This is a genomic window from Vibrio sp. YT-15, assembly GCF_033337445.1.
Lineage (GTDB): Bacteria > Pseudomonadota > Gammaproteobacteria > Enterobacterales > Vibrionaceae > Vibrio > Vibrio alginolyticus.
The window spans coordinates 463286-476362 of the sequence record NZ_JAWOQR010000001.1; the positions used below are offsets into that span (position 1 = coordinate 463286).

A 13077-nucleotide genomic window follows, 5' to 3' on the forward strand; every position below is an offset into this window, starting at 1 on the left:
TACGGCCCAGTAACAGCTAACGATAACAAATTATTTTGTCTGTTGTCCGTGCTCACTCAAGTCTTTTTGAAATTACTCCTCTCTGAAGGCGCGATTCATGCTTTCTGTAATTGGCTTTATTAGGTAGCTCAATGGCGTTCGTGGCTCAGATAAAATAAGCACTTCGGCATTCATGCCTGAGGTTAAACGATGTTTTGTCACATCTTCCGATGAAATTGCAATTCTAGCGAGATAAAAATCTTCCTGGTTTTCTTGCGAGAGTTTATCGGCAGAAATCGTCAACACTGTACCGTCTAAAGGTGCCAATGTCCGTGCATTCAGAGCGGTCAGACGAACATGCGCTTGCTGGCCTGGATTCACTAAATCAATATCCTGAGGATTAACACGAGCCTCGACTAACAACTTATCGTCTTGCGGAACCAATTCTAGTAACGTTTCACCCGAGCCAATCACACCTTTTTCGGTAAACACCTGCATGTTGACTACGCGACCAGAAATAGGTGCGTTGATCGTTGTTCTTGCAACAATATCTTGAGCGGAGCGATATTCTTCCCGAATTGCGACAATTTCCGTTTTGGTGTTTCGTAGTTCCTCGACAATCTCATTCAGCCTTTCAAGCTTCAACTCTTCAATTTGCGCTAGGTTCTCATCCAACCTTTTTCTAACGGTGAGCGATTGCCTGTCTAACTGGCTTAAGGTACTTCTCACCTCCGCTGCTAAGCGCTTGAGTTGAAGTAAAGTAGATTTTCCCGAGAAACCTTTTTGCACCAAAGCTTGGTTGCTGTCTATTTCTTCAGCAATAAAGTTGAGCCGTTCCGTCTCAATCACTTTGGTTTGCTGAAGGTTTTCAAGCTCTAAATTTGCTCCAGAAATACTCTGCTCAATGATACTCAGTTTACTATCAAAGAATCGCTTTCTCGCTTCAAAGATCTTGTTTTGAACCAGTTGTGCTTCTTGGACGATATCGACACGGGGAATGCTTTCAAGATCATCAGACCATACAATCGTTGGAAGCTCATCAAGCTCCGCACTTAAACGGTTTTCCTTTGCTAGAGTATGGATAAAACGACCACTTAACGAATCCAACTTAGCCATAGCTTGACGCTTAGAAAGTTGAATTAATAACTGACCTTTTTCGACTAAATCCCCTTCCTGTACATATAGCTTTTCAATAATACCGCCTTCTAAATGCTGAATTTCTTGTCGCTTAGTGAGAACTGACAAATCACCATAAGCAATCGCTGCACTTTCTAATTTGGCTGTTGCAGCCCAGTAGCCAAGACCTCCAAGAAAAACACTTAAGGTCACCACACCGAGTAAAATTGGTTTTCGAAAGCTTAGTCTCGCTTTGGGGCTAAAACGATATACGATCTCGGTAGAACTCTGATTAACGGTTGGCAGTTGATTGCTCATTTCTTACCCTTGGGATATCTGTTCTTTCTTCGCCCATCAAACGTTTTAATACTTCATCTTTAGCGCCGTATAACTTGACTCGGCCGTCAGCCAAATACAACAGCCTATCCATTTGTCGTAACGTACTCGGATTGTGGGCAATGACGATAATCGTTGTACTCTGTGCTTTTAAATGGGCAATCAAACGTTGATACGCAGCCTCTCCCTCACCATCGAGGTTGGCATTCGCTTCATCGAAAATCACTATAGAAGGGTCGCCATAAACGGCTCTTGCAAGAGCGATTCTCTGCCTTTCCCCCCCAGATAAACCACGGCCATTTTCACCAATAATGCAATCATAGCCTTTGTTTTTCTTGAGTATTAATTCATGACATCCTGCTAGTTGAGCCGCCTTGATGACTTTAGCGGGGTCTTCTTCTTTAAAGCGCGCGATGTTCTCTCGAATTGTGCCAGGAAATAACTCCACCTCTTGAGCGAGATACCCAAAATGCACGCCGCGATCTTCAGATGCCCATACGGAGACTTCCATTCCATCAAGAGTCACTTTACCCGCTAATGGCTTAACCGTACCTAATAACAGCCGAGCAAACGTCGATTTACCCGTACCAGAAGGGCCAATCACCCCAACAGCAACACCCGTAGGAATCGATAAGCTGATCGATGAGAGCACTGGTTCGGTTGCTCCAGGATGGCGATAGGCCAGTCCGGTAAGCTCATAGTGTCCTTTTGGTTTAGGCAGTGGCATATCTGATTCATCTTGGCGCACGATCGCATCGATTTCTTTCAACCTTTTATAGGCGCCTTTAGCAGACATCGCGCTTCGCCACGTGCCTATCGCCTGCTCCATCGGCGATAATGCCCGACTCATTAATATGGAGCTCGCGATCATCGCCCCTGCCGTGATTTCATGTTGGATTACTAACCATGCACCACCTCCCAGCAAAAATATCTGTAGTGATCCACGCACAAACTTAGAAAAGTTAGCCATGTAGATGGACTTACCTGCAACTCGCTCTTCAAGCACATTCACTTCACTCACGCGCGACTGCCACTTCTCTAAAAATGCATTCATCATCCCCATTGCGAGAATTGAATTGGAGTTTTGCGTGGCTAATTCTGCGTTGTTGATATGAGAAATCGCTCTGACTTCACTCTCTTGCATTGTTTTACGCGTCATCAGCTCATTGAGTAGACCTAGGCTAAACAATACGATAGATCCAAGTAACGCGATGTGACCTAGTATCGGGTGCAATAAATACACAAATAAAATAAACAGCGGTGTCCAGGGCGCATCCAACAGTGGATAAGGTGCTTGACTGCTCAAAAAGCTTTTGATGTTCTGAATGTCTCTCAGAGTTTGCGAGGTATAACTCTTCCCGGTATGTGATTGATATTGAATCGTGCGCTTGAGCATGAAAGCGGAGAGTTTTGTGTCCATCCAATAACCAAAAGATTTACTCATTTGTGCTCGTGCAATGTCGATGATGGACATGGTTAACAGCGCGACAATTACGATGACAGTGAGCAAGAATAAAGTATCGGTTGAGTAGGAGGATATCACTCGGTTGTACACTTGAAGCATGTACAGCGGAATCGAGAGAACCAATAAGTTGATAAAAAGGCTAAAAACGATCAGCAAGCCCGCAAGCGTGCATAGTTTTTGTTTCACTTCTTTGAAAACCGTTTTTTGCACGACTACTTCCGTTTAACGTGAAAATTGTAGGCGCCAGAAATACTAGCGCCTAGCTTAAGGTAACCTCAAATCGCTCTAGAGTGTCCGATTAGTGCACCTCAGCATGGCAGAGCCACGCAAACTAATTCCCATCCAGAGTTATTTTCAGTCGTTTAGATTACGAACAGATCTGCACCATAGGTGTTGATGTCAGTTTCAGTCACGCCAATAAGTTTCACTGTTAGATCAGCCCCATCGGTAAACACTGCATTCCCAACTGCATCGTAGCTAAAGCTTAAATCACCAAAGTCAGTGACAGAGTCGCTAATGATGTGCAAAGAGTCTTCACCAATGGTGAAATCAACAACTTTGGCTTCGCCATGGCCACCAAACTTATCCGTGAACACAAACTTATCGCCATTGCTGCCGCCAACTAAAACGTTGTCACCAGAACCAGCAACAAGAATATCTTCACCGACACCACCATTTAATTTATTGTCGCCCAGCAAACCCAACAGCAAGTCATTACCGGTACCACCGCCGAGGTAGTCGTTTCCTGTACCAGCCCTAAGGATGTCATCTCCTGCACCACCAGTTAGGCGATCATCGCCGTCGCCGCCGATCACATAATCATTACCGCCACCGCCAACAAACGAGTCATTACCACCAAAACCGATAAACAAATCATCGCCGCCATCGAAATCAGCAAATTGGTTATTTACACCTGCATCGCCTAAATACGTGTCATTGTCACTTGCGCTCATTTTTATTCCCTCTTAGCTTATTAATTGAATAGACCTTCTGTTCCACGTCTGACTAGATTCGTCACGACATGAGAAGTCTAATAGTCAACTGAATAGGAATAAGTTTGAATATGGGATGATATTTCAGACTGACATTTTAATAATAAATATAAAATTTAGTACTTTATAGAGTATTTTCTTTTTATTACAGCAAGTTAATACTAGTACTACAGGTTTCTCTTAGCCCAACTTGTAGCTTGCGTACGGTTCTTTACTTCTAACTTTCTAAAAATATTGTATAGATGTGATTTAATAGTATGCTCGCTGATAAATAAAGAATCAGCGATTTCCATATTTGAACCACCTTCTTTCAACATTTTTAAAACCTGAACTTCACGCCGAGTAAGCTCAACCTCAATAGCAGGTTCGATAATGTTATTTGCTTCTCTACCTCGATAATAATTTACTAGCTGATCAAGTAATCTTCGAGACAGCCAGTTATCCCCTTTTATTATTGCTTTTAATCCCTGACAAACCTTGTCCATTGAATCTCCTGGACCAAATATACCTTTTACATGAGGCCAAGAAGCGAGTTCTTCTGTGTCTAAGTCATAACCTAGATTAAGCATTATGGTTCCTAGCACTTTATTACTATCTTTTAAATAAACTAAAGTTTCGGAAGGAATCTCAACTGAAAAATCAACAAGCAAAAAGTAGCGTTCCGGAATGAGTTCATGATAGCTAGGGTTTTTAGTATCAATGATCGTTATTTTAGTTTCTGTATTTTTAGAAAGCATTTCCTTAAAGTTTTCACTCTGTAAACTTTGTTGAGTGAGCATTAGGATTTCAGGCTTTTCCATATACTGTTCCATAATGTTTCTCATACTTTCAGTGACTTAACATTCTTAAATTAGTAGTTAATCGTCAGCACTTAGTTTGATATGTAAGTGCTAGTTCACAGAGTAAAGTTATTTGCTACTTTTTTAAATTCTAAAGTTATTAAAAAGAGAATCAAAAAAAGTGTTTCTCATAAAAGAAACACTTTTAACACATTCAGGTCACAGAAATTATTAAGAGTTTACTAAATTAGGCAACCTAATATTGCAATAGCATTACACCGTTAACGAGTTGTCTGAAATATTTTCCTTTGCCCAAATAAGTGCTTGAACTCTATTTTTCACATCAATCTTCTTGAAAATATTATGTAAATGCGTTTTTACCGTATTCTCGCTGACAAATAATTGTTCGGCGATTTGTTGATTGGACGCCCCCATGGAAAGAAAGGTAATTATTTGTTGCTCTCGTTTGGTCAGAATAGCGGAAACATTCTTATTTATAGGTTTGCAATGTCGACGAAGGTAAGTAATGTACTGCTGAGAAAACTTACGGCTGAACCACATATCTCCTTGAAGCACCTTACCAATACCAACTTGCAACGTTTTTATATCATCAGAGGTATAGAAAATACCGGCCAAAGTACGCCAAGCAAAGAGATCTTCTGTCGATATGGATTGCTCACAATTAATTAAGATTTCAAGCGTGTCTTTCTGCTTGGCCGCTTTAAACTCCGCATAACGGCGAAAAATTTCATCCGTGATCACGCTGCAATCAACAATAATGGCTGATGCAAGAGATTCATGTAACACTCCGTGAATCAGATTATCTGGCGTGATTAGAGCAACACTAATACCGAGTTTGGTCTCCAATACATCTTTCAACAGAGATGACTGTAGACTTCCCTCCGTGATTAAAATAACGTTTCTTTTTTTTTGCTGCTCCATCCTGATCGCATTCCCTTGGTCGTTTTTATTGAAATACGCAATAGATTTAGATAGAGCGGTAGTATTGTCAAGTATGAAAATCACTAGTACTAATTAATAACTCATTGAAGTGTCAATAATTTTTAAGTGGCAAGTATGTGAGAGGTATTAGCATTTTTCAGACATTAAAAAAGGGAGTATAAACTCCCTTTTTGTGTTTGAGCAGGTGATTTAATCACGCACGTTAGAGGCAAAACACCACCTAACTTAGTGGATTGGAACTGCGTTTTTTTGGTTAAACTTACCAAAGTGTTGTTCTAACACTTCTGGCGTCAGCTTACCTTCCGCTTCCAGCTTTTTCAGCTCAGCGACGATCGCTTTTTGCTCTTCTAGCGACGGCAGTTTTACTTCTGGCTCCTGAGCGGTTTCTTGAGAAATTTGCTCTAGTTCTTTTTCGAAGTCATTCATAGTACTTACCTAAAATTAATGATTGAACTTTTAAACTTCGCCTATTCTATCCAACTCTATAACTTGAAGCTACCAACCATCTTGTCCAAACGAGAAGAGAGCGCTTGAAGATCGCGACTTGCATCCGCCAACTCTTCTGCTGTCGCGGTTGTCATTTCATTTATCGCGTTGATTTCTTCGATATTTTGATTAATGGTATGCACCACCGTGGATTGCTCTTCCGTCGCCGTTGCAACCTGTGTATTACGATCAGAGATGTCGGTGATTCGTTCAGAAATACTGATTAATACCTCGACTGCTTCATCGGTAGAAGTAACCCCTTCTATGGTGACCGCTTTGCCCGCTTCCATAGCACTTACCGCGTCTTGTGCGTCACTTTGAAGCTGATTGATCATGCGCTGAATCTCTTCTGTAGAATCGGCCGTGCGTGAAGCTAGGTTTCTTACCTCATCAGCAACAACCGCAAAACCACGTCCCTGCTCACCAGCACGAGCAGCCTCAATTGCAGCGTTTAGCGCAAGTAAATTCGTTTGCTCAGATATGTCACGAATTACACCCAGAATCGAGCCAATATCTTTGGTTGTCGATGCCAACTGCGTCACAACAATATTGGTTGTTTCAACATCATCGGCTAGGCGGCTGATCACCTCTTTTGCTTTCATCACAACTTCTCGACCAGTTTGAGTGTTATCTGAAGCCTGATTTGCCGTATCAGCAGCGGTAGCAGCGTTCGATGCAATTTCACTGATGGTCGCACCCATTTGGTTGATAGCTGCAACTACTTGAATGGTTTGATCACGCTGCTCTTGGCTGTTGTCGTGTGTGGATGTTGCTTTCGTTGACACACTTTCTGCCGCTTGACTTAATGAGCCACTGGTTAAAGCAACCTCTTTCATCGTGGCATGAATCTTCTCAATAAATCCATTAAAGCCTTTTGAAAGCTGAGCAATTTCATCATTACCCTTAATTTCAATACGCTGCGCCAAATCGCCTTCACCTTGCCCAAGGTCGGTAAAACGATCGGCAATCAGTCGGATTGGTTTCGTAATGCTGTTTGCTAACCATACGCCCATGAGGATGAATACAACGGCAACAATGATGGTCGTAAACAGCATTTTTTTAGCTGTCGCATTCAGGTCTGCGAATACTTCATCAACGGGAACCACGCCAATAACAAACCAGTTCATTGAAGGAACATACAAACTAGAAACAAAAGTATCCTGCCCTTCAAACTCCACATTAATTAGGTTGAAGCTATTTTTGTTCAACAGCGCACTTGCGTCACTACCAAATAGTTTAGTGATAGAAGTTTGGTTCTTACCTTGTTGACGGTGTATTTGAATCTGGCCTTGTTCATTAGTGAGGAACACGTAACCCGTATCTTCAATTTTAAACCCGTTGAGCAAAGTAACCATGTCTCCCATAGATTTAGAGAGACCTGACATTGATGTACCATTAAGATCTTGGAAATTGGCAAACATTTTCACTTCGCCATTTGCCTCTTGGAACACACTCACGGACGTTTCTTGACCAGACGACGTAAATCCAAAGAACCAAGCATCTTGCGTTCGGTTAAGTTGACGTAAGAATCCGTTTTGGTTCCAGTAATATGCCGTTTGACGATTCGCTACCGACGCATCATTAAGACCATACTGTGATTTAACATTATTGAGCTGCTGCACCAACTGAACTTCTACTGACGGATCACGGTCTGTATTAGATAGGGCTTCAACAATAAATTCGTTTGTAGCCAGCTGTTTTGCCGCTTGTTGCATTTCGACAACTTCGCGGTCAATTTCGGTATTGATTTGCTGCAACATCGCAGGTAGCTCGATGTCAATAAGACGATGGCTCAATACATCTCTCGCATGACGCTGAGCCATAACACCAACAATGATTGTTGATGCTAGAACAGCAAACGTAATGCCAAGTACAACCTTCTGTTTGATGCTCAAGGAATGAAGTTTCAACATATTCGGACCTTTTAAAAGAATCACTTGTTATTGGCCCCACAAGGGGAATCAGGTGCATATCTCATGACACGCACACCACGGAATCTTTATCGGCTCATATGTACAAAACTAGAGGCATTTCTCATTATATTATGAAAAATAAATGTAACACACTGTCAAATAAGCACTTTCAGAGATAGCACGTACTTGCAATTCTCTGTAGCGTCCCAATATTGAAAAGATAAATTGCAATAGAGCATTGGAACTTTTTTCACATGGAAAATGACCAATACTCAACACGAAAATCACATGGATACCGAGAGTCCAAAGCATGCATAAATCTAACTTCGAAACTCTTCAGCAATACTTAGAGTCGCAGATCATCGGACAGCAAGATCTGGTAAAGCAACTGCTTGTTGCGCTTCTTGCGGATGGGCATATTTTAGTTGAAGGCCCTCCTGGGTTAGCAAAAACCCGTGCAGTAAAATCACTCTCAGACTGTGTTGAAGGCGACTTCCACCGCATTCAGTTCACCCCTGATTTGCTGCCAGCCGATTTAACCGGAACCGATATCTTCCGTCCCGAAACCGGAGAATTCACTTTCCAGTCAGGTCCTATCTTCAACTCGCTTATTCTTGCGGATGAGATAAACCGTGCACCGGCCAAAGTACAAGCGGCAATGCTTGAAGCAATGGCAGAGAAACAAGTCACAGCAGGTCGTCATACCTACCCGCTGCCAGAGTTGTTTTTGGTTATGGCAACTCAAAACCCGATAGAGCAAGAAGGGACCTACCCCCTTCCTGAAGCGCAGCTAGACCGCTTTTTATTGCATTTAGAAGTGGAATACCCAGATGCGGAGCATGAGCTATCTATCTTGCGTATTAACCGCGGAGAAGCAAAAGGCGAAGCAAAGGTTGAACGCCCAATGTTAAGCCAACAAGATATATTCACCGCACGTAAAGAGGTGTTGGATATTCATATGGCGGAAACGATAGAGCAGTACATCGTCCGTTTAGTTATGGCGACACGTCAAGCCAACAAATATGACACTGAGTTGAACAAGTGGTTGTCAATGGGTGTGAGTCCGCGTGCCACCATCGCTCTTGATCGCTGTGCACGTGCGCACGCTTGGCTTGCTGGTCGTGATTTTGTCTCTCCGGAAGATGTTCAAACCATGGCTTATCCGGTACTGCGCCACCGTTTATTATTGAGTTACCACGCTCAAGCGGAAGGCATTACGGCAAACCAGGTCATCGATAAACTGCTAAACCTTGTTGGCAGTGCATAAACGAGTGAGTGATATGTCCGCTACACATTCATTACCACCTCATGCGAATGGGGTGACATTAACCCTTGAAGAGCTGCTCCAATATCGCACTCAATCTGTACGTTGGTTACCACCAGCACAGAGTCTCTGGTCGCAGATGAGTGGTAACCATACCAGTCGCCAAAAAGGGCGAGGTATGGATTTTATGGAGGTGCGCCAATATCAACCTGGCGACGATATTCGCAGCATTGATTGGCGAGTCACCGCTAGGACCGGTAAAGCACATACGAAGTTGTTTGCAGAAGATAAAGAGCAAGCGGTCATTCTTTATCTTGATCTAAGTTCTAGTCTACATTTTGGATCTAAGTATGTACTCAAATCCGTTCAATTGGCCCACTTTGCCAGTGTTCTAATTTGGCTAACTCTAGCTAAAAAAGATCGCATCGGCGCAGTGATTGATGACGGACATCAATGTCTTGAATTTCGCCCCTCTTCTTTACAAAGACAAGGGCTGCGGATTCTTAACGCCATAGTCGACATACATAATGCGCAAGTAACTCGTACTGCAAGCAACGACACTCGTACACTGCCGTATGCACAAGTATTGGAGACACTTCATACGCTCACCCCAAAAGGCAGCGAATTGATTATGCTCAGTGATTTTGCCCACGTAACACCAACGGAACTGGCACAACTACGTCGACTCAAACAACACAATAGCGTAAGGGCTGTTCAGTTTTATGATCCGTTAGAAAGAGGCGAAACAGACTTTAGAGGTCAAGTGAAAGCTTCGGATGGGCAGCATAGTCAATGGTTTAACTTTGGCTCTAAAGGACAACGAAGAGAACTCGAAAGCCATTTTACCCAACATCAAGAAACCATTAAGCAGCAATGCCATTCAATAGCAATTCCATTTAACACGCTATCAAGTGGCTGGCCCTTAATTTCACAATTAAGCTAACAAACTGACAAGCAGTATTTATTAAGCAGTAATAATAATGACAACAAACAACCAAAGCCTAGACCTTGAACCTTTGATTTTGCCAAACGCACCGGATTGGTTTCCGCTCGCTTGGGGATGGTGGGTGGTGCTTGCAGCCACCTTGCTGTTCGTTTTCGGCATTTGTCTTTATGTGAGATGGCGTAAAAAACACTTACGCGCAAAAAAGGCAGCATTAACACTTTTAACTCAACCTACCGCGCCTCATACCCCCTCCTCTGCTCTGGAAATATTGCGCCAGGCAGCATTGAGTTACTTTCCGCGTGAGGAGATCGCACCGTTAACCGGAATCGCTTGGTATGAATTTCTCGATAGCCATACCAAAGAAAGTCGATTCGTAGACAAACAACATCAGTGGCAAGAAGCGTTGTATCAGAATTCTTCCCAAGGGCAGTATCAAAGCTTGGTAGACGATTGTGTCTTTTGGATAACCTACGCTTTGCCACCAAAGAAAAAGGCAAATAACCGTGACTGAGCAAACACTCATAACCGATCTTGCCCAATGGCTAAACATTGAATTTGTCTGGTGGTGGGCACTGTTTTTGTTGCCCATCCCCTGGCTGGTATACAAGTTCCTGCCACAAGAATCTCAACAAGCCGAGATCAAATTGGCGTACTTACCAACCAATGAGAATCGCAGCAAGCCTAAGCAAGCGCTGCAAAAAGCACTTTCAATCGCGATCTGGGGCCTTCTTGTCGTCGCTTGTGCGCGTCCAGTTTGGTTTGGCGATCCCGTTGAATTCCAACCCAAATATCGGGACTTGATGTTAGTCGTCGATCTGTCCGGTTCGATGCAGCAGGAAGACATGGAACTCAACGGCGAATATATCGATCGCCTCACAGCAGTCAAACAAGTTCTGTCTGATTTCGTAGCAAAGAGAAAAGGTGACCGTCTCGGAGTTGTTTTGTTTGGCGACCATGCTTATTTGCAAACACCACTCACTGCAGACCGCAAAAGCGTCATGCAACAGATTAATCAAACCGTCATCGGCTTGGTTGGTCAACGAACCGCCATTGGTGATGGTATTGGTTTAGGCACAAAAACCTTTGTAGACAGTGATGCTCCGCAACGAGTCATGATTTTGCTTAGTGACGGCAGCAATACTGCAGGGGTTCTCGAGCCGCTAGAAGCAGCGGAAATTGCGAAAAAATACAACGCCACTATTTACACCGTGGGCGTGGGCGCTGGTGAAATGATGGTGAAGGAGTTTTTCATGACTCGCAAAGTCAACACCGCAGCCGATTTAGATGAACAAACACTGACTAAAGTGGCAGAGGTGACAGGTGGACAATATTTTCGAGCGCGAGATACAGAAGAGCTCGAAAATATTTATGACACCATCAACCAGCTAGAACCCGTATCTAGCGACACACAAACTTGGCGCCCACAGTCTGAATGGTTTCCATATCCATTAAGCGCTGCATTTGTATTATCGGTATTGTTATTCCTGTTAAGGAGAAAACATGGCTGAGTTTATTTTCCTCAATCCTTATTGGCTTTTGGGGCTCATCGTGATCCCTATCGCACTCTTGCTCAATCACAAATTTAGAGCCCAAAAATCCACACTGATTGCCCCTCACCTAGCGCGGATGCTCGGACAAAACACGCAGTCTAAGCATTACTTCACTCTATGGGGTTTAGCTTGGGCAATAACTTGCATTTCATTAGCGGGGCCAAGCTGGCAGTCCAATGCTCGACCAAGCTTTGAGTTAAACCAAAACCGTATCTTGGTGCTTGATATGTCTCGCTCTATGTTTGCTACAGACATCAAACCCAATCGGCTAGCACAAACACGTTATAAGGCGCTCGATTTGCTGCCTAAATGGAAAGAGGGAGCCACTGGACTTATTGCTTACGCTGGCGATGCCTATAACTTAAGTCCACTGACAACTGATTCCAGTACGCTTGCGGGCATTATCGAAAATTTGTCGCCAGAGCTGATGCCTTTTCAAGGGGCAAACCTGCCTGCCGCGATTGAACTTGCGATCAACCAGTTTTCTCAAGCCGGCACGCAACAAGGCGATATCATCGTGTTAGCGGATGATCTTGATACGTCAGAGCTGTCTCGCGCGTTAGATTTAGTCCAAGGAACAAAGTTTCGCATTTCTGTTCTTGCCGTCGGGACTCCTAACGGTGCGCCTATCGCGCTGCCCGATGGCTCTCTGCTAAAAACTACACAAGGCACAACCGTCGTAGCGAAAACAAATCTGAAAAATCTACAAACGCTAGCGAATAAGACTGGTGGCCTATTTGTTCCTATTCAACACACCAACCGTGATGTTGAAAACATCGCGGCCTTTACTAATAACATTGGTAGCCAGCTTTCTGCGACCCAAAGCGAAGAAGTTAAAACTGATTCTCTTCTCAACAGTGGCTTTTGGTTACTGCCGTTGTTACTTCTTCCTGCGGCTTTACTGTTTCGACGTGGCCTGATTTGGATGGTAGTTGCGACTGTAGTCCCAGTAACGTGGACACCGCATGCAGAAGCTAATCCGTTCTTAAATGCCGACCAACAAGGAGCGGAACTCTACAAGCAAGGTGAGTATGAACAGGCGCAAAACCTATTTACAAACCCAAGCTGGAAAGGAGCCGCCAGTTATCAAAAAGGTGACTACGAAGCCGCTATCGAAGCATTTTCTCATGATGCCTCCCTTAACGGCCGCTATAACCTCGCCAACTCGCTCGCTCAAAATGGTCAATTAGAAGATGCGGCTGATTTGTATAAAAAGCTGCTAGAGGAAAAGCCTAACTTTGAAGCCGCGAAGAAAAACCTATCGGTTGTAGAAGAAAAGCTAAAACAG

General features: G+C 43.5%; 12 protein-coding genes. 5 read left to right on the plus strand and 7 right to left on the minus strand.

The genetic code is table 11. The annotated features are described in order from the left end of the window. Positions 1-72: 72 nt before the first annotated feature. From R7D93_RS01995 to R7D93_RS02025, 7 genes are all read right to left on the minus strand, one after another. The gene (locus R7D93_RS01995; protein WP_064354904.1) at positions 73-1413 is read right to left on the minus strand and encodes an HlyD family type I secretion periplasmic adaptor subunit; all 1341 of its coding nucleotides are present in this window, start codon (positions 1411-1413) and stop codon (positions 73-75) included. After that, positions 1388-3106, minus strand: a complete 1719-nt coding sequence (locus R7D93_RS02000) for a type I secretion system permease/ATPase (RefSeq protein WP_171345503.1) — start codon at positions 3104-3106, stop codon at positions 1388-1390. Before R7D93_RS02000 ends, R7D93_RS01995 begins: the two co-directional genes overlap by 26 nt. A gap of 152 nt (positions 3107-3258) precedes the next feature. Next, positions 3259-3849 carry a calcium-binding protein gene (locus R7D93_RS02005; protein WP_005375168.1) on the minus strand — a complete coding sequence of 197 codons (591 nt, stop codon included), beginning with the start codon at positions 3847-3849 and terminating at the stop codon, positions 3259-3261. A 206-nt stretch (positions 3850-4055) separates the two neighbouring features. Then, positions 4056-4712 carry a LuxR C-terminal-related transcriptional regulator gene (locus R7D93_RS02010; protein ID WP_005383910.1) on the minus strand — a complete coding sequence of 219 codons (657 nt, stop codon included), beginning with the start codon at positions 4710-4712 and terminating at the stop codon, positions 4056-4058. 228 nt (positions 4713-4940) lie between these two features. Continuing rightward, positions 4941-5609, minus strand: a complete 669-nt coding sequence (locus R7D93_RS02015) for a LuxR C-terminal-related transcriptional regulator (RefSeq protein WP_021707603.1) — start codon at positions 5607-5609, stop codon at positions 4941-4943. A 246-nt stretch (positions 5610-5855) separates the two neighbouring features. Beyond that, positions 5856-6056: a restriction endonuclease subunit S gene (locus R7D93_RS02020; RefSeq protein ID WP_005375165.1), complete on the minus strand. Its 201-nt coding sequence runs from the start codon at positions 6054-6056 to the stop codon at positions 5856-5858. A gap of 56 nt (positions 6057-6112) precedes the next feature. Continuing rightward, on the minus strand, positions 6113-8029 hold the full coding sequence (locus tag R7D93_RS02025) for a methyl-accepting chemotaxis protein (protein ID WP_025768546.1): 1917 nt from the start codon (positions 8027-8029) through the stop codon (positions 6113-6115). 310 nt (positions 8030-8339) lie between these two features. Here R7D93_RS02025 and R7D93_RS02030 point away from each other — a divergent pair, with 310 nt between their 5' ends. The 5 genes from R7D93_RS02030 to R7D93_RS02050 all read left to right on the plus strand — a co-directional run. Further along, positions 8340-9296, plus strand: a complete 957-nt coding sequence (locus tag R7D93_RS02030) for an AAA family ATPase (RefSeq protein ID WP_115386785.1) — start codon at positions 8340-8342, stop codon at positions 9294-9296. Positions 9297-9309: 13 nt separating this feature from the next. Further along, entirely contained in the window at positions 9310-10236 is a 927-nt protein-coding gene (locus R7D93_RS02035) for a DUF58 domain-containing protein (RefSeq protein WP_213964084.1), read from the plus strand. Between the two features lie 37 nt (positions 10237-10273). After that, a complete protein-coding gene (locus tag R7D93_RS02040; RefSeq protein WP_225495623.1) occupies positions 10274-10750 on the plus strand; it encodes a DUF4381 domain-containing protein in 477 nt (158 codons plus the stop codon). Further along, a complete protein-coding gene (locus tag R7D93_RS02045) occupies positions 10743-11747 on the plus strand; it encodes a vWA domain-containing protein (protein ID WP_225495628.1) in 1005 nt (334 codons plus the stop codon). Before R7D93_RS02040 ends, R7D93_RS02045 begins: the two co-directional genes overlap by 8 nt. After that, a partial coding sequence (locus R7D93_RS02050; protein WP_225495630.1) for a VWA domain-containing protein occupies positions 11740-13077 on the plus strand: 1338 nt, incomplete at its 3' end. The genes R7D93_RS02045 and R7D93_RS02050, both read left to right, overlap by 8 nt.

Excerpts from the sequence above, each read along its gene's own strand:
- R7D93_RS02015 (WP_021707603.1), bottom strand. The coding sequence starts at position 5,609 with ATGGAGCAGCAAAAAAAAAGAAACGTTATTTTAATCACGGAGGGAAGT.
- R7D93_RS02040 (WP_225495623.1), top strand. The coding sequence starts at position 10,274 with ATGACAACAAACAACCAAAGCCTAGACCTTGAACCTTTGATTTTGCCA.
- R7D93_RS02005 (WP_005375168.1), bottom strand. The coding sequence starts at position 3,849 with ATGAGCGCAAGTGACAATGACACGTATTTAGGCGATGCAGGTGTAAAT.
- R7D93_RS02025 (WP_025768546.1), bottom strand. The coding sequence starts at position 8,029 with ATGTTGAAACTTCATTCCTTGAGCATCAAACAGAAGGTTGTACTTGGC.
- R7D93_RS02020 (WP_005375165.1), bottom strand. The coding sequence starts at position 6,056 with ATGAATGACTTCGAAAAAGAACTAGAGCAAATTTCTCAAGAAACCGCT.
- R7D93_RS02035 (WP_213964084.1), top strand. The coding sequence starts at position 9,310 with ATGTCCGCTACACATTCATTACCACCTCATGCGAATGGGGTGACATTA.
- R7D93_RS02030 (WP_115386785.1), top strand. The coding sequence starts at position 8,340 with ATGCATAAATCTAACTTCGAAACTCTTCAGCAATACTTAGAGTCGCAG.
- R7D93_RS02010 (WP_005383910.1), bottom strand. The coding sequence starts at position 4,712 with ATGAGAAACATTATGGAACAGTATATGGAAAAGCCTGAAATCCTAATG.
- R7D93_RS01995 (WP_064354904.1), bottom strand. The coding sequence starts at position 1,413 with ATGAGCAATCAACTGCCAACCGTTAATCAGAGTTCTACCGAGATCGTA.